Below are 25682 nucleotides of genomic sequence, written 5' to 3'. Positions count from 1 at the left end.
AATTGGGCGTTGAGTAGTCGGACGATCTGCAATGCAGTCTCGATCTCTGTCCGCATGAACACGTCAGATGAGCAATAATCCCGTCCATCCGACATTTCGTACCACTCGAGCGCGACGGTTCCGGTGCCGTCCTGGTGATTGTGGATGACGTAGCAGGATCGCATGAAATCCCTGCTGGAGGGAGCGCCAGTTACCTTTGCGCTCGCTATAGACGAAACTGGACGCTTCCCGTTCATTCGACCTCCCCGTCCGAGATGTCCCCGTCGTCTTCTTCATCCGCCGCGACCAGTCCGGCGTCGCGCTCTTCAGCGGCGCGAGCGGCGTTGAGGGCGAGGAGGCGGGCGAGAACTTCGTCCTTAAAGTCGGATGGCCAATCGAGGCGGGTCTTGGGCGTTTTGCCTTCATCAGCCTCCTGCTCAATGAATTCGGAAGCGGCAAGGGCGGCGAGGTCATCCCAACCATAGGAACGCAACACGGCCACATCAATTTCGTGATGCAGATCGCGGAGGCGAGCGATATCAGCGGCCGTCTCGCCGCGCGCGTGGAAGCGGTTGTAGGTCGTGGTGAGACCTTCGTTGCGTTCAATCATCAATTGCGCACGAAACGCGTGATAGGCGCCGCCCACTTCTTCAAGGCATGGATCAGACTCAAAACCGGCGGGGAAAGGAAAACTCCCAAAGCAATCATCTTTTACGTACGTCAACCTGTCCTCGAAAGTAGTCCCGACGAATCTAGCCCAAAGTTCATGCACTGAAGATTGAAGCGCGCAGAAGCCAGAAAAACCTTCAAACGCAAATACATTCAAGTTTTGTGAATATACTAAACCATTTTCTAACCTTGCAATAGAAAATTGAGGGGCAGCCTTACTCGAGTTTACAAAGACATATCTTAGTAGCTTGATCCTTCGATAGAGTCCTGGCCGCTTTTCTGCGTACTGCCACCAGCGTGTCTTCAGTGCCGGCCGTGTCTGCTTATCGCGTTCGGGTTTTACACGGCGACGGATGATCTCGATCAGATCCGGCCAATCCTCCGCAACTTCATCAGGGTAGTCAGCCGGAACGACGCCTTCGACGCGGCACCTTGCAACCTCGCTGTCATTCATATCAGCCCAAGCAGTCAGAGTTGGATCGCGTTTAAGGGGGCGCTCGAAGAAATCGATGACATAACGATGGTGAGAATGCGTGGGGTCCGTATTTACCTCCTCACCGCCAATGAACGGAAAAATCCGCTCCGCGTTTCGCGGGTCCTTGGCAATCAGTGCCAGCATCACGTTCAGGCTTTCCGCCTCACCTTTGGCAGCAGCGGCATCATCGAACGTGAAGCCCTTGCCGAGCACATAAGAACCAACAAACGCCTTGCTGGAATTCGACGCCAGCGCGGCAGGTGAGGAATCGAGATCGCCCTCGACTAGATAGGCAGAGATGCGGCGAACTGAACGCTTATCGAGCACCGGTAAATACACTTCGCCCTTGATGATATGCACGACCGAAACCACTACTGCGGCTTCGCCGGGCCACTTTAGCCTCCGCGTGGCGCGCGCAATCGCGCCACCAGCAGCTATAATTTTCGTAAGCCCCGACGCACGCGTGTCGCCTTGGCGGATGGTGTTAGTAGCGATTAGGCCGAATACGCCGTCATCACGGAGAAGCCCGAAGGCGCGGCGGAAGAAATGCGTCACCAGATCGGCGTTGCCATGCGATCCTTCATGCAATGTCTGGAGCCATTCCAGATAGTAAGTCCGGTTCCCGGCGATCGTCGTGTTCTTGCCGGCAAAGGGCGGGTTGCCGACAATCGCGTCAAACCCCGGGTTGTCGCGCGCAAAAACCTCGGGAAACTCGATCTCCCAATGGAAGGGCCGTATCGGATGGGCACCGCCCGCCAAGCTGACGGCACGCTGGGCTAGTGCCTCCCACCAGTCCGACGCGCCGCCAGACATTGTCGCGATATAGCGCGCTTCTTCGATCCGCTGGCGAGGTCGGTCATGCTTGAAGAACGCCGCAATGATGGCATCGCCGATAAGCCGCACGCGCGCCAACTCGCGCTCAGACTCGGCATGACGAGTTTCCTGAATCGCCAATGACACATCATCGGCGGCGGTGCGGATCGCCTCGCGCTGGGTCAGCACCTTGGCGACGCGATCGCCGATCTGCTGCCCCAGCAGAGTTTGCCGACGCGCATCGCTTTCCCAACTGCCGGCCGTCAACTGCTGTCGGCTCAACCCGACAAGGCTATCGCCGCATTTCAGCGCATGGTCCAGAAAGCTGAATTCATGGTCGCGCGCTAGCGTCGCCAGCCACAGTGACAGCTTCGCGAGATCGACCGCCATCGGGTTGCGATCAACGCCATAGATGCACCGCTGCGCCACCAGCCGGCGGGCGTGCAGATCCTCATCCTCGTCAGCGGGAATCGGCGGCTTTAGTTTGCCATGCCGCTCCCACGCCTGCGCCAGCCGTGTGCCAATCTGGCGGGTCGCCTCAACGAGAAATGCTCCCGAACCGCAGGCCGGATCGCAAACCTTGAGCGCCAGCACTTCCTCGGGGGTGGCGTCGTCAGTCATCCGCGCAAGCGCCGGTTCGAGTGCGTGGCGCACAATCGGCTCGGTCAGCGACCGCGGCGTATAATGGCTGCCTGTCCGCCGCCGCTCGTCGGTCGGTTGCAGGATCGGCGTTGCCGCCGGAACAGCCTGTGCGCGTGGCGACCCGCGCGGATCGGCGATGGTTCCTAACGCGGCTTCAAGTGCCGTCACATCAGCCGCAGTGCGCACCAGCGGCGTCACCCGCGTACCAAGCTGACCGCGCCCGGTATCTTCTTTGATCGCCTTCAACCGATCGGCCGGCGATTTCGTGACCAGGGCGTCGAGATTGACGAAAACCGGGGTACGGTTGTTCTTGCCCGCCGCGATGGCGATGCTGCGCCCCTGCGTCCGCTCGACGGTGAAGCCCATCACCGTTTCATATACCGAGCCGATCTGCTCGACATCGAGCGTGCGGTAAGACAGCCGCTCGCCATTCACCATCATCAGCGATTTGAGCACGCGATGCAGGCAACCGTCAGATAGGGGCGGCACACGGTCGGGCTCGGTGGCATCGTGCTTGCCCATAAGGAAGGGGAAGGCGCCCTCGTCGAACAGCTTGCCGCGCCTTGCCTGCATGAAGCCCGAACGATGCCCGGCGTTGACCAGCCGGAACAGTGCCAGCAGCCGGCCCCAGGCGCCGCGGCGGTCATCCATCGTGTCGGGGTTGAGCGCGGCATCGGCATCAAGCTGCGCGAACAGACCGCGCAGCGAATAACCCTGCTCATAGAGTTCGCGACCGCCATTATCGGTCCGCGACGGCATCAGGTCGCGGTCTTCGGCATAGAGGATAAAGACCAGCCGCAGCAGGACAGCAAGCAGGCCTTCATAGACATGCTGCGGCCGGGTATCGGCGAGCTCGCGGATGAGCGTTGGCTCGGCGGCATCGAAACCGCGCAACAGTTCGTGCAGCGCGGCGAGCACCTGGCCGGCGAGTTTTGTCGAGACTTCAGCTTGGCGTTCGCGACTGGCCTTGAGCAACGCCGGCAGACGCCGCTCGGCGGGGTTGGTGAAAAGTGCCGCAGAATCCAGCAGCAGCCGGAGGCCACCCAGCATCGGCCGGCCGGCGACGGTTGCCAGCGGCCGGATCGGCCAAATGATCCAGCCGGATGTTTCGCCGCGTGGCGCGGTGATCAAGCGGATTTCATCGTCGCCGATCAGCAGCCCGGTGCCGACGCCGGTTTCGCGCAACAGCCTCTCGAACCGCTGGTGCGGGGTGGCTTCCCAACCGGCGAGCTCGCCGCGCTTGTCGAGATCGATGCCGGCCGCCTCTGTTTTCACGAGTAGCTGCCAGCCGTCTCCCGCGGCGGCTCGAACCGCCATCGTTGGCCCGAGCAACGTGTCGTGATCTCGCATCGCAAAACTAAGCTGATCCGGAACCGGCGCACCACCAGGACTGCCTGCCACGTCGGAAGACCGCCAGCCGAGTATTCTTTCGAGAAAGGCCCACAGATCGTCGAGAGCGGGACCTTCATTGGCGATCAGCTCGCCGACCTGAGCTGTCTCAACGGGACCGAGATACTCGGGGATTAGGCCAAGCTCATCAAGAACGAGCGTCGAAACAACAAGGCCGACTGGTTGGACGTGGCCTAGCCATGCGTGTTCTGGCTTTAACTCGGGCAATGCACTCATCCTGTCACTGGCCACAGATAGACCATGCCGATCGGTTCAATACGTGCGGCGCGCACTTCATAGGAGTTTCGTAGTCGCTCAGGCTCAGCTTCAAGCTCTTTGTCGAGCCGGGTGAGCTTGCGCTCCCAGGCCTTCTTGTCCGCAGTTCGCTGGCGATTCTCGTCGGCATCGAAGGTGAGCAGCATTTGCCGGTCGTCGCGACCCTGCTCCTTGTGAATACGGTCGATCTGCGATTGCAACAGCTTCGTCAGGCTAGTGGCCTCGCTGATCCCACGCTCCGAAAGTTCTTTTGCCACAGCGGCACGGCGCACCTCGGCACGCTCTTCAAGGGCAGGACGGAGATCAGTAACGTCGCGGCTAGCCCAAGGAATGATCCGCGCGAGTATCCGTTCGTCTACCGGTTCGGCTGACCGAAGGTCGGCTTCCAGCTGACGGACAATTTTTTCCTCAGCTTGGCCTTCCTGGGCGAATGCCCGGAGGGACTTGGAAGCGCGATCATGGTCTCGCCAGTCCGCGGTAACCGGAATGATCTCCTCGTGAAGTCGTGTCGCGCCTGGACCATAAAGCGCCAGCCGACCAAGCAAGATTGCGCGGGGCTGTGCTCCGGCCGAACGGATTGCGCACGCGCGGTTGAGTCCGGCCTGGAAGCCGGTAGCGAGGAAGCGCGACAGAAGCCGGCGCACCAATCGATGTTCAAGGTGAACTTGCACAACGCCGCTTGCATCGCGCCCGTCCGCCTCGATAGCCGGCGCAAAGCTGATACGACGCACCGCGGCGTCTGGCGAAGTTCGCCATTGACCGGGCCGTTCCCCTGGCTTGATGCGGCGACCGCGCAGTTCGTCAAAAAGCGGCTGCCAAGTCTGGTCCTTCGCAAAGACGGCGTCATCTGGCGTCAGGGCAAAAGTGTGCACCTTGCCCACTGACGCAGCGGCTTTCGCTGCCAGCACGCCACCGGCGCGCTCAAGCGCGGCACCAACAACCTCTTCGAGTTCGGTAGGATCGACACCGACTTGGACGCGGGAGCGCTCGAGAGCGCCTTGCAAATCGGCCATCTCGCGCTTTAGCCGTTCCAGGCGTCGATCAGGTGCATCATCAAGGTCTCGACGCGCGGTCTCGACACGTTCGTCGTCGGCTTCAGCCTGGATGCGATCGGCGAGCGCGCGAGCGGTGTTGCGATCGATCCCCCGGTCGGCGATGCGTTTGGCGATGCGATCTTCCAATACCTGCCCGGCTGCTCCTAGCTCGGTTCGGATCGTTTCGGTTTTTCGAACAAGGGCGTCGAGCACGATGTCTTCTGGGCGTTGCTGGTAGACGAAATAACGGCAGAAGACTTGCAGGGAAGGCTGCAGCTTGCGGTCGATGCGACCGTTGCGCTGTTCCAGGCGGGAGGGGTTCCATGGAAGATCGAAATGGACGAGATCGTGGCATTGCTGCTGCAGGTTGATGCCTTCGCGCGCCGCATCCGTGCAGATCAGGATGCGCAACGGCGAGCTGGCGTCGTTGAACGCTCTCTTGATGATTTCGCGGTTTTCGGATGACGTTATGCCGGTGAATGTTGCCATTCGCTCGTCAGTATCGAGCAGATCGCCAAGCAAGGTAGTCAGCTGGCGCTCGATATAGCGACGTGTGTCCTCGTACTCGGTGAAGACGATCAGCCGCCGATTTGTCCATTTACCTGCGTTGATCTGGTTCGAGGATATCCAGTCGTGTAGCCAACGGATGCGCGCATCGGGGCGGGCTTTTGCAGTATCAGCGACTTCAAGCATCGCATCCACCGCGGCCAGTTCTGCTTGAAGTTGTGGAGGTGTGGCGTTGGCGGCGCCAAGTGCCGTAGCAGCGGCGGCACCACGTTCATCATCGCGAACAATCTCAGCGGCTGCGCTGTCCTCTTCGGATATCAACGTCAGATTGGTTTCTGCGTTTTCGCCACCAGTGAATTGCACCGCCGCCGCCACCGGCGCCGCCTGGCTTCCGGAAGTGATCAGCTTTTCGAGCGACGCTCTGTGCACCTTTAACGTCCTCGCAAACGCCACGACCGACGACAGCAGCCGCTGCTGCAGGCCAACGAAGACCAATCGTGCTTGCGCTGCTTTGGTAGCCGACAGGGCGGCGATGCGTCGCTCTCGCAGTTCGCCATAGTCGGCGAACATCGAAGCCAGCCTTAACTCCGGAGTGCTCGCCGGCAGATTATCAAAAAGCACTTTTTCCACAATGCGTTCGGGAAATGCCTCGCCGAGTGCCCTCAGGTCTGACTTCAGACGACGGACCATGACCGGCTCAAGGTCCGCAGGTCTGGGTTCCATGCCGCGGGTGAAGCGCTGAGGATCGAGAAGCTCGAGAAGCGTGGCGAAGCTGTTGGTGTGACCATTATGGGGGGTCGCAGACAAAAACAGCCGGTGTTCGAACCGCTCTGCAATGTCACGAACCGCCCGCGTAAACTGGCTTTCTATGGCATAACGTCCCCCACCTGCAGGGGCTGCGTGATGCGCCTCATCGAGAATCAGAAGGGTTCTGGCTCGGAAGTCCTGAAGCACCTCCCGTAGCCCCGCAGTGTATGTTTCGTCAGTCAGCAGCTTATGGGAGAGGATGAAACGTGATCCGGTAGCCCATGGGTTGACCCCAAAGCCTTGGGCACGCCGAAGATTGGCCAGATACTCCCGATCTATAATCTCGAATGACAAGCCGAACTTGGATGCTAACTCCTCCTGCCACTGGATCGTCATGGACGGCGGAGCGAGGACAACGATCAGATCGACACGCCTGCGGAGCAGCAGCTCTCGCATGACGAGACCAGCCTCCACGGTCTTGCCGAGCCCCACGTCATCGGCGATCAGCAGATTTACTCTGGGTAGCTTGAGCGCCTTCCGGAGCGGCAATAGCTGGTAGGCGTCCAGTCTGATGCCGGCCCGGAAGGGCGCCTGGAATAGATCACGGTCGGCCGCTGTCGCCGTGTTCCATCGCAGGGTTCGGAGATACGCAGCGAATAGACGGGCATCGTCTGTGCCCCGTTCACCGATCGACTCCCATGCTTCCTGGTCCCGAGATTTGGCTCCAACTTCGGCATCCCACAGGACGCGGGCAGTTTCACCCTGAGCATCGTCGTCCACACAGCTGAGACGGTGAGAGCCGAACGGTTCGGTGGGGTCAGGCGCATGTTCAACGAGCCAGAGGCGCCCCCGGGTTTCAACAAATTCCCCAACTTGCGGAATCACATTCACTATTTTCCCCCACGCGCGGCGCGTTATGAACGCGCAGCACTTATGTCTTAGTCTCGCAGGGCGACAACCGGAAGGCGCCATGGGCGACCTTAAGCTCTTATTACCAGACGCACTGAAACTGTGCCCGCCTCAGGATTTGCGACAGGCTGATCATGTCCGTCGCCGCTTTGGCTGCGGAATTACGACGTCGTATCGTCGGCCGCTGTAAATTGCGAATGTGCTTCGATAAAATCCAGAAGCGGGTATGCGAGGCTTATCTCTGCGTTTTCAGCATCATTCGATGGCTGGACCAGATCAACATTTTGAACATGCGCGCGAACCTCTGCAAGTGCCTTTGATCTGCTTTGGAGCGGCAGACCCATTGAGATAACGAGTGTTCTGGTGCCGTCAGGCGCTTTCTTGATTTTTGCGAAAGTACATGGATCCGTCTCCGAGGGCGTCGGCGGTCGGACTGATCGCCTCAGGGCATTGAGAACAGCTGCGCGTGTACGGGGCGCTTTGCCCAACGCCTTTCGTGCTGTCTGCTCATCACCGATGCGCTTTGCCTCCCGGAGAAGGTTGCCGCGTCTCGCTCGGTCGTCGACAATAGGGCCCAGTCGTTCAGCATCTACCATCAGGATGTCAAACGGTGAGTCGAAGGCGGCCAATAGATCGGCTGGCCACTCGGCAAGCCGTACCAGCGTGGAGACCGTCGCCGGACGTTCATTCAGTGCGACCGCCAATTCACGCTGACTTTTGAACAGTTTCTCGCCCAATGCTCGGTGCATTGAACGGCCCCGCTCAATTGCACTCAATGTTGCATGCGCCGAGTTTTCTTTGTCCATCGCCACAAATGCGTCGCGGTCGCTGATAGCAATGATTTCAATCCGGATCATGAAGTTCGGCATGTCATTATTACAGAGCCACAGGGCCGCCAACCATCGCCGCACGCCCATGACGACCTCGAAAACGGGTGCGCCGTCCGCGTCAAAAGCCTGTCGGCAAAGTATGGGCTGAAGCTGCCCTTCGGATCGAAATGAATCGATTAGTTCTTGGATCGGCTCGATGCCTGGCCGTTCGGGGTCGCGAGCGACAAAGTTTGCGACCATGCAACTCCGCGGATCTGCGACGATCAATTTGCCGCCAGACAGGATTTCTGCAAGACCTTCGTCCGCTTCGCGGCATTCGGTGTCGGGCGATTGGTGGGTCGGAGAGCCGACGATTCTAAGCTCCATCGTCATATTACGGACCTCAAGGTCGAAGTGCTGTCGCCACGAAAACAAAGCTGCGATCGTGCAAAATCCTCCAAGTCGGCAGAGGGATAAACGATTTTGCCGTTTCGAAGTTTGCAGAACGCGGGCCCACCGCCGGCACTGCGAAGGTTTGCCAAAGTCTTCGTCGACAGATGAATTCCGAGTGTCAAAAGCAACGCTGAAGCCTCGGCTCCCGTCAGCAGCGGGCAAGGGCCGGGACGGTGCATGTTCCGAAGATTATGCACCACAGCTTGACCTGCATCCAATCGTCCGGCATTCGTCATATCAACCTCAGTCTATACCGGGTAAAGATATGCCGGTTTGGAGCGATCGTCAATATGGTACCGGATAATAATATAGAGGTCGCTTACAGCCACATGCTTGCCTGTATCGCAGCACAGCTTGAAATCTCTGCGCACCAAGACATGAAGCGGCTCGAAGCACGGCTCAAGCAGCTGCGCAGCAAGGCCCAAATTCCTCCGCCCGCGACGAGAAATCTCGGGCCAAATGCTCGGTACGCATTCTCAGAACTGTGGAAACTGACCGTAATCTTCGCTGCAGTTGACTCGTCGGTAGATACGCTCCGTGCTGCAATAATGGTCAAGACCTATTGGACAGACATTTTCTCCGGCATGGCTGAGGCATGGTTGTCGCGCGAAAGCCACTCGACCGATCCTGTGTTTCTACAAATGTTTTCGGGTGTTATCGATGGTTTTACAAAGTATGATGACGTACAAGACTGGATAGATCTAGAGGCTAAAAGGCAAGCGACTGGTGCGCCACTCCCATTGGTGAGCATCGGACGCATGTCGATTTTATTTTCGTCAAAGACAGCGGGACGTCTACCTCCGAAAACCAAATATCGTTCTAGAACTGCCTGTACCTTGATAAATGTCAGCACCTTAGTTCATAAATCTGGCTCCACACTGGTAGACATGGGTCAATTTTCTGCTCCTGAACTAGATGATTATTTTCTTTCTGTGAAAAAAGCCCTCGGTTCGCTTGTCGAATGACATTGGGTCAGTACCTTCGACCCAATCACAGACTATAAAAAGACTTTGCCGATCATTCTGGCAGGCAAAGTGTAAACGGATATAGGGCAGCTAGGGCCATTTAACCCTGCGTACGAGTTGCTCACATGAGACAGAAGCTGGCGATTGCTAAACAGGGGTAGCGGCACATCGTTGTCGCGCATGAGCACTCGGGTTCCAGTATTTGACATTTCGTCCGTGATTTTGATGCGACGCTGATTGCCATAACAGACCTGGTCGCGCGGAATCGTCATGATCGGTGAAACGAACGGTAGCGCACCTTATTCGGACCTGAATTCCAGATCTGATATTCAAACCTGGCGCTCGGTGCGCATGGCTGTAATGGCTGGCGTCTCCCAATCCACAAATGGATCATAGCCAAGCAACTGCAGATTTGCCGCTTTCATCGACAGCGGCAACTGGCTTCCCTCAAAGCCGCCCGTCTGCGAGGCGCCCCCAATGTCGATCGTCCAGCAATTCCACGGGCCTGCCCGAAAGCAGACAGCCATCACCCTGCGCACCAACCGCCGTCGCACTGTTAGCTTCGCAACCGTCGCTGACGCGCGTCGATGTCCTCGTGCTCTGCATAGGCATCCCAGCGCTTTGCCATCGCGAGCAGCATGGCTGAGGACTTAGGCCATTTTTGGATAGCGGCTGCGTCCTTGCGATACTGCTCCGCCAAATTGCGCTCCTGATCACCGCCGTCTAGGACGCCACGGACCGTGACACCACGCATGTTCACGCGTTCAGTCATGATTCCTCTGGGGATCATGCCCGCGCTCGATTCTAGCACATCGCGCACAAATCGGTGGGGCCATATGCTGTCGATGTCGTCTGCAGGGGAGTGCGCGAGCACATTCCCGACCACGATATCGGTGACATCCTTGCGGTCATGAAGGACGCCAAGCGCCCGCATCGCAGCGAGCCAAGCATTCAAGACTTCCTGATCTGGATATGCCTCGGTGAAACCCGGAACCGTCGAGAAATGCGAAAGGAGCTTGTAAGCTTGGCGCCAGCGGGCGCGCTGCTCGTCGGTCTGCTCGACGCCCGTGACCTCTGTGTTCTCTGCCCGGTAGATTTCCCTGAGGATCTGGTGGAACATCTCCGGATCGCGCGCCATCAGGCTGTGGATCTTAAGGGGGCGTTGCCCGCGCTCGAGCAGGGCAAGCAGCACGTATTCCCGCTGCGCAATCGCCATGTCGGGCAGATTTCGCTTGTCGAGTGACTTAAACGTCTCCTCCAACTCGTAATCGAGGAGCCCGCTGAGACGCGGCTTCTGGCCCTCGTTCAATTCGCCCACGATCGCATCGATCATTCGGAGTACGAGGCAGGCAGGGACTTCGTCGATGCGGTTCAGGCAGGTCTCCAAGGCGACGATTGACCGGTTGCGCCGCATCAGTTGTATGATAACGGTCAGGAGTACTCGTCGATCCCCCTTGACGTGGAAGGGCGTGAGGTCAGTCCAGTAGTTTTCAAGCACCTCGCTACCAAGAGAGGCGGCGGCTTGCCAGGTAGCAGGCTCCGTCGGCCAGGAGCGCATGAGCTTAGCGACTGTGGCGGGCGTGTTGGTCCGCAGAAGGTCGGCCGCGACGGCGAGCGCCGCCAGCGCACCTCCTGCGCGCCGAAACATCGAGAAGTAGGCACCTGCATGCATGCCGTCTGGAGCCTCGGCAACTTCTGCCCTCAGCAGTTGCTCAAGGAACATGGGGCCTAGGTTTGCCTCCTCGATCGCCTCTCGCACGTAGTGCGGCTGCTGCGACCGGTGGAGAAGCGCTCGGATGGCCTCCGTCCCGTTCTCCGCCGCGAGACTTGCGACAGCTTCGACGCGCTTGCGCATAAGCCCGTCCGGATCGTCGTCGTCTCCCCAAAAGGTAAAGAGCTCCGAGGTCAGAAGCACCGGATCGGTCGGCGAATGCTTGTTGGCGATGGCCTCCAGTTTCGCCAGTTCCTCGCCGTCGAGCGCCCAGTTGGTCGAAGCAAACCGCTTGTGTCGCATGATTTGATCTTGAAGCGCCTGCCAAAGCTCCTCTCGCTCAGGCTTGTCCAAGGAGCCCAAGGTGTAGTCCAAGACGTCGAGACCGAGTTCGCGCTCCGGGGCGGCGAAGTGCAGCATGGACCCGAGCAATGCCCCCATCCTGTTTGCATCACCGCTGCCGAGGGTGAGCGCACGCTCGCTTGCTGCGCGTTGGGCGGCCCAGACGTCGCCGTGGGTGAGCGTGGGCTGCGGTGAGAAATCAGCGCCTCTCAGCCTCGGACGCGAGGTTCCGCTGGTGGAGGTCGTCGCGTCCGGGAGAAGCTTGAGGACAAGCTCCCACCCGACCTGCGGATAGTCCGAGATGATTTCGTCCAGCACCGCGAGCCGTAGCTCCGGCGAGGCATAGGTACAGGGCATCCACGAAAGCAGAATGTCGACGAGACTGTGTGCCGGCCTATTTGCGCTGCGGCCGCCTCGATCGATGGTCGCGAGGCCGGCAAGGATTAGGCACGCCCGGCGGAACCAGTTCGGATCCCATGCGAGGGTTTCCAGCGCCCAGAGCATGCCGGTGTGCCGCGGGATCGGGAATGAAAAGCTCTCGATCTCATCAAATATTGGGCGGATTGCCGCCCCTGAGCCCTCGAGCATCCGCTCGAGGGCCGCCAAAAAAGAATTTGGGGCGGCCTCCGCCAACAGCGGGAGCTCATCCTTGAGACTGGCCATCACCCGGTAATCCGAGTTGAGACCCGGCAACGCCCTGACCACCTCGTCCGCGAATACTTGCCCTCGTCCGGGTGCAAGCGAGAGAGCGGCCTGTTTCTGCCAGGCTGCGATGAGCAGGAGCGTGGTAGCGAGGCCATCGCGCAGCTCGTCGCTATGCCGGTCTGTGGGCCGGGATCTGTAAGGCTTGTCAGGGTCAGGATCAGGGTCAAGCTTTCCGAAGACCGAAAGAAGCAATGGCCTTAAAGCGTCGAGATGGTCTTCACCGATGAGCCTGCCCGCGAACACGAATGCATCGATAGGTGCGACCACCTTGAAAAGGTTCGCTTCGACCACGAGCGGCGCGTCCTCGATGTTGAGGAAGCGACGAAGTTGCGCCTCGTAGGCCATGTAGGTTGGCGTTCCGGCTAGGCTCGCGAGAATGTCCTGATCAAGTGGATTGGATGCGTCCCAGCTACCCGCAAGGAAGGCCGGGAGGAGCAGTTCCATGTTAGCCTCCCATGCTGGGGGGTCGTAGGTTCCGCTTCCCATCATACGGGCAAGCGCCGACAGGCTCCCGCCGCAACCACGCGCGAACGTCTCCGCACGGCCTTCGGTCAATCCTATCTTGAGCAAGACCTGTTTGACCGAGAAGGATGTCTGGTGTGGAAGCGGCAGTCCGCCATCGTTCCGGTGCCACCTGGAGAGCGGGACAACAGTTGGTCCTTGTTCAGCGAAGGAAGTGGGTGACCTGGCCGCCGCTTTGCGAAGGATAAACGCCATATTCTTGAGGCCGACCATCTCGCGTCCCGCCTCGATCGTATCGACAATCAGGGTTCTGGCCTCGATGAATTGGCGCGTCTCCTCGGGCGCGCTACGGATGGCGGCAACAGCGAAGGCGGTCGCAAACTCCGGTGCGTCGGCGACGATCGTGATCTTCGCAGGGGGGCCTATCATGGTGTTGACGACCGTCTCGACCACGGCGCCACGTTCGGTTGTGAGCAATTCCTCAATAATTTTAGGGTCGTAGCGGCCGGCGAATTCCCTCCAGTATTCCTCTGTGCTTTGGATGCCGTTCACCGAGAAACCCCTTATCACCCCGCGTGCCCAAAGAGCGGCGACGGCGGGTGCCAAGTCCAGCCAATGTTCAAGCATCGCGCCGTCGATGACGACGACGTCCTTCCAGCTTGCTGCCTCCTTCTTCTCGGCGACCCATGCCTCGAGCGTCTTGTTGCGATCCGAAGAGTCCCAAGTGAACGGCGTGACGAGGACCAGCGTAAGGTCGGCCTGCTCCCCGACAGAGGTCTCCTTCGTCCGCTTGTTGAAATCTTCCAGCGCTTTGTCTTTGTAGTTGGCCGAGGACTTTAACTCCCAGACCGACTTACCTATCGGGACGAAAAGCGATTCTTCGTAGCTCTCCAGAACGCCGTCGAAGCCACGGACACGGCCCTTGCCACGGCTCGGAAAGCGGATCGACTTGATGCCGCCGATGGTCGCGCAGATGAGGTCTGCGACCAGTGCAGGCAGATCAGCCTCGGATGCGGTCGTGCGGCCCCACTGTTCGAGGTGGTTTGCTTCAATCCACTTCATTACAACTCGTCTCGCCCCATGAGTAGACACTTATCTCTGCGTCGCACGCGTCAGCATATGGGCATGCCGGCTCCGTTGTGCCAGCAATTAGCGGATACGAAGGCGGTGTGAGGTAGCATCATTTGGACGATCGGGGGCGCTGGTAGCCAATATCCCCTTCGACCGGTGCCGATCACAGAACCCACCAGTCCGAAAGCCGCCCTGCACTAGCCATTCAAGGACGTCGCATGAGCACCTGCGCGAATGTCGGCTTCCGCCGAAAGCCAAGAACGGGTGAGCAGATCGGAAATGGAAACATAGTTCCATTTGTCGTGTCCCGCGAACGCGAGCCACCCCCCGAACGAACAGCAGCTTCGGGGATCGGCGTCGCATTTACCACAAAGAAAGCGTTGACGTGCGTTGCGGCCAGGTTTCACTCGGCCGGCAGGACAATGCTTCGAAGCGAGAGCCGTTTGATCGCCACGGGTGCCAATCGTCAGATTGTGACCACTAATCGAAATCGTATGACCCGGCTGGGGAGCAATACTTCTGCAAGACCCTGAGCATTAGTGCCGCGCTCGCAAATCTGCCGAGCCACCCCTGGCGCGTGACAGCATCAGAACACCGAACAGTGTCACGCGTCCGTTGACACCTGACCTAGTGCGCCAGAGCGCGAAAAAGCAATGGGTTAGTGGAAATTGGGGAAGGTAGGACGGATGCAAAAATGAAAAAGTGCAGCCGAATGTTCGCGGGGGCTGATCCGACAGCGCCGCAATGCAAATAGAGAATATTGAACAATGAATACACAAATGGAACAAGCTCTCGAAGCGATGGGCATTCGACCGCATGCTGAACTCACACATTCAGCGGTCGAGCTATTTGGCGATCCGATGACGCCGGAATGCCAGTCATCGCCAACTGTTGGCCGTTCGTCGCAAGCCGGAATTCACATGGAACTCGGCGTCTATGACGTAGTGGGCGCCCACTGTGCAAGCTCTCCGCCGACCTTTGGGAAGTACGCAAACTGCCATGTCGAACGACGGTGCCTCGGGTGCGAGGAAGGATGTGCTGGCGAAGGCGCCTTGCTTGACTTCGCTGCAAGCGAGCCGCGCCCAATCTTGCTGGTGCTCGTCGGCGGCTCCCTTCTCCACCCATCGTGGCTGCGGGTGGTGGTGCTCGATCATGGCAAAAGGTGGAACGGCGGCGTTTTCATTCCCGTCACGTTCCGGCACCAGCGCGGTGTCGTTCTTGAACCGGAAAGTGGCGGCGCTTGCCTCGTTGTGACCGCTGAAGGGTTGCTGGTGACCGAGACGAATACGGGCAAGCCTTGGCTTGTTTCGGCGTTTGATCGTGCGCGATTTTCGTTCTGTTCAGCGCTCAGTCGCTTTCGGCAGCCTGATAGTGAAGTCACCGGGCACCCCCACGCGTTCGAAGGGCAGGGGTCATGACCGTGCGGCCCAAGAAACCGAAGGCGGTCGCAGCGGCCAAGCGGCCTCCCCGCGCGCCGGCGTGGCGCAAGTTCGATCCACGGCTTTATGACAGCCCAGACGGGCATATGGCCGATTTTGGATTTGGCATTTTAAAGGCATCAAGCCAGGGGGTCTCCAACAGTGCCTTCGGCTACGTCAGGTCGAAACTCCGACAGGAAGAGGGACCGCTGACAGCTGCAACATTCGGACGTGACGTCGCGGCGAATGCGTTCATCGTGAGCCCCGGCTGCCCAGATCTTTTGGCTAAGGCGGAGGTGTTTTGGCCGTTGGTCGACTCGGATGTCTGGAAGCCAGACCAGCACTTGGCAGTTGCGATTACGCTCTGGTTTCCCGGCGTGGTTTTCCAGCATCGTGCGGTTCGCGCTGCTTCGGAATTCGCCCAGGCACGTCTTGCCGACGCTCGCGGATTGTGTGTCCAGCTTGTCGCACATTCGCCTGCCCGCATTAGCCACGGCGGCGATTTCCACGTCCATCTCGTCGCGTCGGCAAGAGTCGCAGGCGCGGATGGCGTCGGCGTTTTCGCGAGGGACCTGTTAGGCCATGGAGGCCAAACCCTGCTCCATTCAGAATGGCAGAATTTCCTCGCGGACTTGCCGCCATCCGTGCGGCCGTGAATTGGTGGCGGACGTCACGACAGGTTAGTCCGACTTGGCGACCTATCCGTCACACCGGTCTATGCTTGGAGCCGGTGGCATCGCGAAAACCTTTCAAAGCCTGTCCAAAAGCTACGGGAAGGCAAAACTCCCGGCGATGATCAGCATTCTGGCCACGTAGTTGAAACCTGCAGATGCGGCCTCGTCGCCGGCAGACTTGACGGTAAAGTATCCTTGCTTGTCGGCGGCGAGCCTCGCTTTCGTTCGATCCAGTCCTGGGCCTTTTTTATCGGGAATCGGCGTCCAAACGATCCGCGCTTTGGCAATACCGAGCGCTGCGAGAAATTGCTCATAAGCTTTGTGTTCTTGGTCATCGACAATCCGGACCATGCTCCCGGTCGACTGATATCGCTGAGAAAAGAGGCCTAGAGCAGTTGAGTGCAGCTTTGCGCCATCGGCTTTGGTCGAAATACGCGCCCACATTTTTACGGCCTGATCCATCTCCCGCTGACCTATTGCAGGCGACGGGAAGAGGACATCCTCAATAGTCGCCTTGCCAACCGAGCGGTGCCTGTAGCCACCCTTTTGCGTGCGAATACCGCCAAGATGCCGGGCACGCTGAGACCAGCGAGTGATATCATCGACGTTTCCACCCAGACTTCGTGCGCAGTCTTCCGGCGCCAAGCCGGCATGTAAGGCTTCAAGCACATTCTGAATGTACTTGACCGGGGGCAAGTTTGTCACTGCCGTGGGTTTCAATGTCAAAGGGGTCTTCGAGCGACGGGTTCGCACGCCAACGTGAGAAACTGCTTTCCGCCTCGGGGCATCACGGTGCGAATCCAGCGTTGGGCGAGCATCATCGACGCGCAGTGCCGGATCGACTGATCGAGGTGCGTCCTTTTTTTGTCGTAGTCGATGCTCCTGTACGCGCACGGCGGACTGGGAAATGCCGGCAATGGCCGCACTTACTTTTCTCGACAGCGCCGGCTGAACAGATTCCCGTGCGAGGAGCAACCAAAGCGCAAGGTCTGCCAGATGCATGTACGATGCTAGTGTTATGCGGACATCGCTATGGCCGCAGGCTTGGCTGACCGCATGGAGGCCGGCACGGCTCATCCGACCGCCGCCCAAAAGGGCCAAGCTGACGCGTTCGCGTCGCTTGTCTGAGACGATGTCGTCGTCGAGGCCGCCAAGCCATTGCAGGTCTACGCCCGGCGGCAATGTTAGCGTCAGCAGCAAGAATGTTGCAAAGGAATGGCGAAGATTATGAAAGCGGATATCCGGATCGCCAGTGGCAGCGATCAGAGCTGCGCGGATTGGTTCGAACACCTCGGCCTCCGGCAGCGAGACCATTGGATCGGAGCCATCGCAAAAGAGCAGTTGATCCCCAGATTTTGCGAGTGAAGCAGGCCGATCGGCAAGCCATCTGCGCAAGAATGCGGCCTCTTTCGCGGTAAGGAGCTCGCTGAGTGGAAGTCGGCGTGTCCCAGCCGCCGACTTCAGTCCGCCAAAGCACGTCTTGCGAATAGTAAGTTCGATATCGTCAGCGTTTATTCTCAAACTACTGAGTGGTAGCAGCAGTGCTTCATTGCGGCGAAGACCGGCACGATAACCAAGGATCAATATGATGCATGGTATTCGTCTGCGCCATGACATTCCAACTTTAAACAATTTTTGCTTCGCATTTACATACTCGAGCGCGGTGATAATGTTTGCGTTCACCTGGCCCCGCACCGAGCCCGGGCGAATTTCACTCATATCGATCGTGAGCGACGGGAACAGACGTATGACCACATCGTGAAAATTCGCGAGCGCGCGGCCAGCCATCGCCTTCTCACCATCAGTTTTTTGGGACGAGATGATTAAGAGGTAGAGTTCGGCTATGTCTTCGGCTTCGTAATTGCTCCAATCGTCTGAACCGGCGAACGTCATCAGCGGTGTAGCAAGCGGCGTTAAATATCGCCTGACAGACTTCGGGTCGAGGCCGCCATCTCGCTTTGGCTGGGTCAGCCTGACGTGAGCCCACTTCAGCATTATTTCGCTCGTATGAGAGGCCGGGCCGTGCGACTCGATTATCTTTTCGATGGCAGAAGCTGCCGCTGCCCGCGACGGCTTGCGCGTTCCGCGGCCGTAGGCGCGCAAGGCAGAACGTAGCGATCGCAAGACTGCGACCCCATCGCGTGGGGCAACGGGTTGTGCAGGCGCGAGGGAAGACAAGACGGTGAAAGTGGGTGCTTCATCGGCGCGTGCAGTCGGGACGGCCCGTCGGCCTGTCAGCAGCCGCTGCCATGCGCAGTCGGGCAGCGAAACGGATGGCCCCCCGCCGGACGCATAATCGACGAGGTAACCTGGTACGATCATGCGTAGTCGTAGGTCTGCCCAGCCACGAAGCTCCGCCGCCGAGGCCGGTTTTACTCCGTCAAAGGCCGCATCAGCTACCGCCGCCCGGATGCAAGCCGAAGCCTTCTTTGGCGCCAAGAGCGCCTGACCGGAATCAGAGCTCACGCACCAGCGAGCAAGCAATCTCGCGGTTACCGGATCGGCGAACCAACGGATGGGAGGAGCATCGTCACTGGCGATAATCGAAAGCGAGCGCCCATCAAAGTCATCTGCCGCGCGTAGCCAGCTGTCCCAGTTCTTTTCTCGCAGCAGGCCGCCAAACATGACAGCGCTGATGAGCATTTGGCCCGCCATCGCGTCTATTGACGACGGCTGAACTTCCAGACTGGCTACGAAGGCGCGTTCAAAGCGCCGCATTTGCCCGGTGTGCGAGAATATTTTCGCTGTGATGGGCGACGGTGTGCGTATCAGCGCGGTCGGGATAGTTGCCAAGGGTGTTTCCCAGCCACAGTCGCGGATACCAATGCGCAGGACAGAGTTCAGATATTTGAGCCGGAAGCTTGTAGTGAGCGACGACTGGCCATCGGTCAGTTCTGCAACAAGGCTGTCGATTTCCACCGGGCTCAACTTGAGGCCGCTCACGCCGGCGTGAAGGGGAGGGAAGCGCTTTTTGACGATCTTCACAACATGACGGTGGTGGGATAACCGGTCACCACGATCGGTGGCGTCGGCGACAAGGTGCCAAGGATTCCCGGGCTTCATGGCTTGAAACCCGAAATAGCCCGCCATCCGTCGGCGGCAAGCAGCTTTGTCAGTGCTGGCCCAAGGTCGGCGCGGTATGCCTCGGGATCAAACCCCGAATCCGATGACCAAGGCTCGGTCCCCCGGCTCCAATGTCCAAGAAAAGCCAACATTGTATCGTTCGAACAGTGAATGCGGAGGTGGGATTGGAGATAATGCCGGCCAGCGTTTAGCGGCAAGTGCCACCCAGCTTCGGCGCATGCCTCCTTCAAAATCGGCACTGTTGCGTCATAGGACACGCCGTTTTCATCAAGCAGAAAGAGCCCAGAGCTAATTGACGTTTGGCCGCTTGGTGGCGGCTCCATCTGCTGGTAGCGCGCTGGATCTGTCTCCCGGATCGCATCTCGTATGTGCCCCAAGTGCGCCGTATAAAATTTCAACTGGCTCCGCATCGTCAGCGGCACCCAGAGGAAGCGTGCGTTATATCCGTCTTGGCTATCCTTATCCTGCAAAACAGCGAAGCCGGTGGTCTCGTCAATCTCGGAAGGCCGCAAAATCGGTTCGCGAACGGTACGAAAGCCGCACGCGAACCCTGACATTTTCACGGTGTAAAGTGTCATGGCGTTATGGATGGCAACGAAGCCGGCATTCGCTCGCTTGAGCGATTCAAGCTCGTGCTGCATTCTGGCAATAAAGGCAGCGAGCTCGTCCTGGAGGGGCAGATAGTGAGACCCGATCGCGGGAATCGGTGTCGACGGCACCCGGACATTCTCCGTAGTAACACTGCGCCAGCCTCGGTTCAGCGGTTTTACGGCCCGTAGATAGAGGTCAGTGACTTCAGTCCATGACAGCGTGAGATACTGCGCCGGATTGGTCGCCAGCGGATCGCTGGTAGCTGTAATCAGTGCTGCCGCTGCAATCCCGCCGTCGTGCAAGTTGAGGATTTGCAAAAACAACCAGCCCTGAATCCGGCGCTCGGTGAACCGGGCGGACTGAGCCTTGGACGCCCTGGCCAGGAACTCGTTGGCGCCGGCTATCAGTGCCGCGGCATCGGCGAACTTGCTTGTACCATCACTGCCGCGAAGAACCTGGGCGAGTAGCTTCTGGGTCAGGGACGGGCATGGAAGCCATGTTTGCCAGCCAGCCCCAACGGCCTGCTCACTACCCAACCTCGTTAACTCTTGAGCGCCCTGCAGTTCGAGGGGCGACACTCTGAAAAAATACTGTCCCCCCTGCTTTTCGAGCCAGACCGGGTTCTCGTCGTCGATGACCCCATCCACGAGGCCAGCAAGATCCGCAAATGATTGGCCGGTTGCCAACGAGCAGCAGACGAGCACTGCTGACTTCACTTCCAAAAGCGTCGCGGCTCTGTCGGAGCATGCGCGTGTAATCTGCTCGATGAGTGCGTCGATTTCGAGCGTCGACAAGGTCGTCACCTGTCCCACAAGCTTTTGATTTGACCGCGCTATACCTTTGCCAACGGCTTGCACTCGGAGCCGATTCTGCATCGCTGAGCGCTCGGCGCCGGGTTCATCCTCGAACCTGACGATGAAAGTTTCGCTTGATGGTTCGATCTCGCTCGAGATGGAGCCGGAATCCTCGAGGTCTGCTGCGACATCGTTGGCTGGCAGGGCAGCAACGACCGTTACCGTGGCACCGACATCCTCGGCCTGGTGCGTTTCGATACGGCTGACCTTCTCGCTGCTGTGCCTTTCTGTGAGGTCAACTGAGAGGTCTGTGTCGGGCACGGCGGCGACATCCGCTTCCGCTGCATCGACGTCATCGGCCGTGTGCGCTTCGACGTTATTGGCGTCTTCGATGTTGTGATTTTCGGGATCGCTGCCGTCATCGCTGTCATCATCGACGGTGGCCTCAGATGGCGACATCCGTTGTCCGATTTCCCGATGCCGGTTTCCGGTACCACGGCGTCGAACGTTCCGCTGAGCGGTGGCTGTCTCGATCAAGTGGCGGATCGAACCAAGATGTCTGCCGATGGCAGCGGAGCCGACAGTCTCGATAGTCGATTTGAGCTTTGCTGCGTAAGCGGTGGTTGACCGCACATTCTGAACTGGCAACCATGAAGACGACATGTGCGGGTCTAGCTTTGCTAACTCCCGGACGGCGCGACCCGCCTTTTCGCGGGCGCTGTGGTACAGGTCGGTTCCAAGCCTCGGAGCTGGAAGCATGGCGTGGGCGACCACGATTTGCACGAGTGCTTCTCGGATGCACCCCTGATCGGTTGACAGGTCGAGCCATAATGCGGCGTAGATCGGGTGCGCCGTCAATGTCCCACGGGGGGGGCCGAGACCACCCGAAGGATCGATGCCCAAAGCGGCCAAGCACTCACTTGCCGCGACTGACAGCAGCCATTGCAGCGAGCTTGCAAGATTGCTCGGCCACAGGCCCGTGTCTTCGGCCACCGACCCAACGAATTCTTCAATATCGAGCCGGAGATTTTCCAGGTTGCGTGCGACACGTTGAAAGCCTTGCGCGCTGGCGGGCGCGTCGATGAGCGTGAACAGCTGCTGCAGCGGATCAGCCAGGTCTGCCGGCGCCAACGCAATTAGGCCCTCAAGCGGCACGTCGTTGTTATGCATGCCGGTCATCGGGTCGACACCATTGCCAACTGGCGTTGGAAGTCGCCGAACTGGAGTGGCAAAGCGCGAAAGCGACGGACAACACCGACGACCGCCTTCAGAGGCGTTACAGATCTGGATTTTGCTACGATGGGAAAAGCCGCAGAGCCGGCAACATTCTCATAAACAACAGTTTTTCCAATAGTGAAATCTTTGGCCCGACCGCGAGCCGCCATGGCTGTCTTGCGTGACCATTTGGGTGGCATTAACGATCGAACATCGGATTTCAGAAGCGCGAAACCTGGCGCCTTCTGGTCATGGGGTGTTACATTTTCCGCTTTTACTTTTCCGTCTTCCGAAGGAAAAAGTACGATAAACCCTTGAAAATCTGCCATTTTTTTGCTCATATAATCTTTGACCTGACCCACAACCTTCATTTATTGGTATATAGATTGCGGATTTCGGGCCCCCGGCCGGATTCATCGAGATGGAGATCCAGCAAAGCTATGACTTCTTCACTCAAGCTCCTTTTGTTCATGCCTGCGCAGGTCGTCAACCTCTGCCGCAGCTCCGGCTCAAGGGTAATTTCGACGGTCGCATCGATGACTTGGTCCGGCCAGCGCGTGTCACCAGCCATCATCCGTGCGATATGGCCCGCGACGTCATTGGCCGCCTTAACAAGTGCACGATCCGGACGGATGATGTACCCTTGCGTCACCCCGGCCCGCCTATGGCCCAGCAGTGCCTTGATCGTCGGTTCGGTGTAGCCGAGTTCAGCCGCCCACCCGGCGAACCCATGTCGGAGGCCATGAATAGTCAATTTTGGTGGCAGCCCGGCCAGGATCGAAACCCGTTTCCAGATCTTTGGCAGGCCAATGAAGTAAGGTGCGGTCCCGCGGGTGGAGGGAAAAAAGTGCTGTTCACCGGCATTCACATTGCGCAGGTGGTCACAAGCAGCGGCGCCGATCGGCCGGACGGACATTCCGGTCTTGGTTTTTGCGAGCACACGGCACTGGCGTTCGATGTCCACTGAGCCCGTCGCAAGGGACTGTGCCTCGCCTCGCCGGTCTCCCGTCAGCACGATGTACTGCAGTTGGTCGAGCGCCGTGGCGTTGATTGAACCGGACGCCCGAGCCTGCCTCATGGTTTCGCCAAGTCGAACGTACTCCTCAGGCGTAATGAATATCTTTCGTTGATTGTCGCCAAACGTTGTTACCTTTCGGACAACGTTGTCATCGAGGTATTCGCGGGCGACGGCGTAAGTGAACATTGCTCCGCAAAGCTTGATCGAGGCGCTAGCTGTGGCCTTGCCGCCCGTCACCCGCGCTCGACCCCGACTGCGGGTTTTCTCGTCAACAGCAGTTTTGCCGGTGGCGATCGCATCCCGGGCAGCGAGGATATCGGATGCCGTGATGTCGACGATCTTCTTGTTGCCGAGGAGCGGCAGCAGGTGGCGTCGCGCCCGACTTTCGTTGATTTCGATGGTAGAAGCGGTCTTTGGCTGCTTGTTCCGCCCCAGAACAAGCCCATCTTTGCAATTCTGATAATATTCGTCCCAAAGCGCTCTGAAAGTGAGACTCGCTCGCATGGCACGTTTCTTGTCGCCAGGGTCGACACCGCCGGCGACTTGGCCAAGCGCTTCCCGAGCAGACCTCTTTGCCTGTTCCGTGGTGATGGAATCGGTTCGACCCAGCTTCAGTCTGCGCTGCTGACCTGAAGGCAGCCGGTACTGAACGATGAATGTTTTCGTTCCTGACGGCGATATGCGGACACCGAGGTTGCGCGGGTCGGATGCCCATACGATAATTTCCTTGTCGGAAGGCACCAACCCGTCGATGAAGGTTTTTGTAAACGCAGATCGTCCTGTCGGTCCGGACATCGGATTTCCTCAAATTCAGCATGTTTTGATGTCACCGGTGTATCCGAATTCGGAAGCACATCGGAAGCAAAACATCGGGAAACCGCGGGAAACCACGGGAACCCTCGGGAACCCGGCAACGAAGAACTTGTCCTGATTCCAAGCAGTTGAGGGGCATCGGCAGGCGGCGTATTATTCAGACTGCCTTCCTCCGAAGGCAGGGGTCACAGGTTCGAATCCTGTCGGATGCGCCAATCCCCACGCTATGGCCGATCAGTGTCGGCGAATTCGTCGTGCGGCGCCAATTGCCGCAGCGATGGCACGGTTTGGTGGGTGGCGGGTTTGCGGGGGATTGTCCGCTGTTGCGGTGGGCGTCCTTGGCAGGTTGGAACCCATGCATTTCCTGGTGGCTGAAAGCGAGCCTGCCGATGCGCGGCGGCGGCGGCGTGACAGTGTCGGTCGGTCGTCGGGCGAGACCTTTGTCGACGTCGTCACCGCGCTCGTCCCGGGTGCGACCTGCCATCGGATCACGCCGGCCGATGCCGACAGCGTGCTGCCCGGCCGGGCCGGGCTCCGCGATTATGATGCGGTGCTGCTGACCGGGTCGCCGCTGCATGCCTATGACGATACGCCGGAGGTACGGCGCGAGCTCGCCTTCATGCGGGCGGTCTTTGGCTCGCGCACGCCGGCGTTCGGGTCGTGCGCCGGCCTGCAGATCGCCGTCATGGCGGCCGGCGGCACGGTGCGGGCCATGGGGTCTCGCCGCGAGGCCGGCTTTGCCCGGCGCATCACCGCGACTGCGGCTGGTGCGGCGCATCCGCTGCTGCGCGGGCGGCCACCGGCCTGGGACGCGCCGGCGATCCATTCGGACGAGGTCGCGGAACTGCCGGCCGGGGCGACGCTGCTCGCTACCAACGGCGTCACCCGGGTGCAGGCGGCGGAAATCCGCCACGATGGCGGGCTGTTCTGGGGCGTGCAATATCATCCCGAGATCAGCCTGTGCGAAGTCGCGGCGGCGTTGCGGCGCGATGCCGACGACATCGTCGCGCACGGGCTGGCGCAAACCGAGGCCGATGTCGAAGCGACCGCGGCGCTTGTCGACGGGCTGCACGGCGATCCGCGGCGTCGCGACCTCGCCTGGCGGCTGGGGCTCGACGCCCAGGCGATCGATGCGGATCGGCGGCGGACGGAGCTGGGCAATTTCCTCGGCCATGTTGCCCGGCGCAGCGTGCCCAGCCTGCTGTCCGGGGCCTGTGGCTGAGCGGCCGGGCGTTGGTTACCAGCCGTTGCCGATCTTGATGGGCTGCGTCTGGCTGTAGCCGCGTTTCCCTTCGCCCGGGAACAGCATCAGGTCGTTGACGGCGTTGCGCGCGACGATGTCCTGGTGGCCATCATGGTCCCAGTCGGCAACGCCGGCAAAGCTGTAGCCGTTCCAGCCGTTGCCGATCTTGATGGGCTGGGTCTGGCTGTAGCCGCGCTTGCCCTCGCCGATGAACAGGATCAGGTCCATGGCGGCGTTGCGGGCGATGATGTCCGGGTGGCCGTCGCCGTCCCAGTCGCCGATGCCGGCAAAGCGATAGCCGTTCCAGCCATTGCCGATCTTGATGGGTTGCGTCTGGCTGTAGCCGCGCCGGCCTTCGCCGGGAAACAGTATCAGGTCGTTGGCGGCGTTGCGGGCGATGATGTCCTGGTGGCCATCGCCGTCCCAATCGGCGATGCCGGCAAAGGTATAGCCGTTCCAGCCATTGCCGATCTTGATGGGCTCGATCTGGCTGTAGCCGCGGCGGCTCTGGCCGGGGAACAGGATCAGGTCCTGGGCGGCGTTGCGGGCGACGATGTCCTGATGGCCGTCGCCGTCCCAGTCGGCGATGCCGGCGAAGGTGTAGCCGTTCCAGCCGTTGCCGATCTTGATGGGTTGCGTCTGGCTGTAGCCGCGGCGGCTTTCGCCCGGAAACAGCATCAGGTCGCTGACGCCGTTGCGGGCGATGATGTCCTGGTGGCCGTCGCGGTCCCAGTCCGCAATGCCGACGAAGACATAGGCGGGCAGCGCGCTCGCCGGGCCGGCCCATAACAGTCCGGCGGCCAGCAGCCCGCACAGGCCGCGCGTCAATGTCGCAAACATGCTCGAACCGGCCATGGCACACTCCCCACCGCAC

General features: G+C 59.6%; 14 protein-coding genes. 4 read left to right on the top strand and 10 right to left on the bottom strand.

Going from position 1 to position 25682, the window contains the following annotated elements:
• Positions 1-232: 232 nt before the first annotated feature.
• The 3 genes from ACP7AI_RS16430 to ACP7AI_RS16420 form a co-directional block, all read right to left on the bottom strand.
• Positions 233-4204, bottom strand: a complete 3972-nt coding sequence (locus tag ACP7AI_RS16430; RefSeq protein WP_426169679.1) for an Eco57I restriction-modification methylase domain-containing protein — start codon at positions 4202-4204, stop codon at positions 233-235.
• Positions 4201-7422: a DISARM system SNF2-like helicase DrmD gene (drmD, locus tag ACP7AI_RS16425; protein ID WP_426169676.1), complete on the bottom strand. Its 3222-nt coding sequence runs from the start codon at positions 7420-7422 to the stop codon at positions 4201-4203. Before drmD ends, ACP7AI_RS16430 begins: the two co-directional genes overlap by 4 nt.
• A gap of 179 nt (positions 7423-7601) precedes the next feature.
• Positions 7602-8642 carry a ParB/RepB/Spo0J family partition protein gene (locus ACP7AI_RS16420; RefSeq protein ID WP_426169673.1) on the bottom strand — a complete coding sequence of 347 codons (1041 nt, stop codon included), beginning with the start codon at positions 8640-8642 and terminating at the stop codon, positions 7602-7604.
• A gap of 233 nt (positions 8643-8875) precedes the next feature.
• On the opposite strand from ACP7AI_RS16420, the gene ACP7AI_RS16415 reads away from it, so the two are divergent.
• Positions 8876-9667, top strand: a complete 792-nt coding sequence (locus ACP7AI_RS16415) for a hypothetical protein (protein WP_426169671.1) — start codon at positions 8876-8878, stop codon at positions 9665-9667.
• Positions 9668-9996: 329 nt separating this feature from the next.
• Here the strand turns inward: ACP7AI_RS16415 and ACP7AI_RS16410 are convergent, their stop codons facing one another.
• Both ACP7AI_RS16410 and ACP7AI_RS16405 read right to left on the bottom strand, forming a co-directional pair.
• Positions 9997-10194 (bottom strand): hypothetical protein, encoded by a 198-nt coding sequence (locus ACP7AI_RS16410; protein ID WP_426169668.1) that lies wholly within the window; start codon positions 10192-10194, stop codon positions 9997-9999.
• A gap of 29 nt (positions 10195-10223) precedes the next feature.
• The gene (locus ACP7AI_RS16405; protein WP_426169666.1) at positions 10224-13949 is read right to left on the bottom strand and encodes a hypothetical protein; all 3726 of its coding nucleotides are present in this window, start codon (positions 13947-13949) and stop codon (positions 10224-10226) included.
• Positions 13950-14737: 788 nt separating this feature from the next.
• On the opposite strand from ACP7AI_RS16405, the gene ACP7AI_RS16400 reads away from it, so the two are divergent.
• Positions 14738-15376 (top strand): hypothetical protein, encoded by a 639-nt coding sequence (locus ACP7AI_RS16400; RefSeq protein ID WP_426169664.1) that lies wholly within the window; start codon positions 14738-14740, stop codon positions 15374-15376.
• Entirely contained in the window at positions 15373-16032 is a 660-nt protein-coding gene (locus tag ACP7AI_RS16395; RefSeq protein WP_426169662.1) for a hypothetical protein, read from the top strand. The genes ACP7AI_RS16400 and ACP7AI_RS16395 overlap by 4 nt, the downstream gene beginning before the upstream one ends.
• A gap of 111 nt (positions 16033-16143) precedes the next feature.
• On the opposite strand, the gene ACP7AI_RS16390 is transcribed toward ACP7AI_RS16395, so the two are convergent.
• The 4 genes from ACP7AI_RS16390 to ACP7AI_RS16375 are packed head-to-tail and all read right to left on the bottom strand — an operon-like array spanning position 16144 to position 23547.
• A complete protein-coding gene (locus tag ACP7AI_RS16390) occupies positions 16144-19140 on the bottom strand; it encodes a tyrosine-type recombinase/integrase (protein WP_426169660.1) in 2997 nt (998 codons plus the stop codon).
• Complete coding sequence (locus ACP7AI_RS16385; protein ID WP_426169657.1) at positions 19110-21698, bottom strand: hypothetical protein; 2589 nt, start codon at positions 21696-21698, stop codon at positions 19110-19112. Before ACP7AI_RS16385 ends, ACP7AI_RS16390 begins: the two co-directional genes overlap by 31 nt.
• Positions 21695-22105: a hypothetical protein gene (locus tag ACP7AI_RS16380; protein ID WP_426169655.1), complete on the bottom strand. Its 411-nt coding sequence runs from the start codon at positions 22103-22105 to the stop codon at positions 21695-21697. Before ACP7AI_RS16380 ends, ACP7AI_RS16385 begins: the two co-directional genes overlap by 4 nt.
• Positions 22102-23547 (bottom strand): tyrosine-type recombinase/integrase, encoded by a 1446-nt coding sequence (locus tag ACP7AI_RS16375; RefSeq protein ID WP_426169652.1) that lies wholly within the window; start codon positions 23545-23547, stop codon positions 22102-22104. The genes ACP7AI_RS16380 and ACP7AI_RS16375 overlap by 4 nt, the downstream gene beginning before the upstream one ends.
• A gap of 373 nt (positions 23548-23920) precedes the next feature.
• Here ACP7AI_RS16375 and ACP7AI_RS16370 point away from each other — a divergent pair, with 373 nt between their 5' ends.
• A complete protein-coding gene (locus tag ACP7AI_RS16370) occupies positions 23921-24787 on the top strand; it encodes a type 1 glutamine amidotransferase (protein ID WP_426169649.1) in 867 nt (288 codons plus the stop codon).
• Between the two features lie 15 nt (positions 24788-24802).
• Here ACP7AI_RS16370 and ACP7AI_RS16365 read toward each other — a convergent pair whose 3' ends face one another.
• The gene (locus tag ACP7AI_RS16365) at positions 24803-25663 is read right to left on the bottom strand and encodes an FG-GAP repeat domain-containing protein (RefSeq protein WP_426169646.1); all 861 of its coding nucleotides are present in this window, start codon (positions 25661-25663) and stop codon (positions 24803-24805) included.
• Positions 25664-25682 lie beyond the last annotated feature (19 nt).

It is taken from the genome of Sandarakinorhabdus sp. DWP1-3-1 (assembly GCF_049896705.1).
Lineage (GTDB): Bacteria > Pseudomonadota > Alphaproteobacteria > Sphingomonadales > Sphingomonadaceae > Sandarakinorhabdus.
The sequence above is the reverse complement of the archived record's forward strand: the minus strand, read 5'-3'. Positions and strand labels throughout refer to the sequence as shown.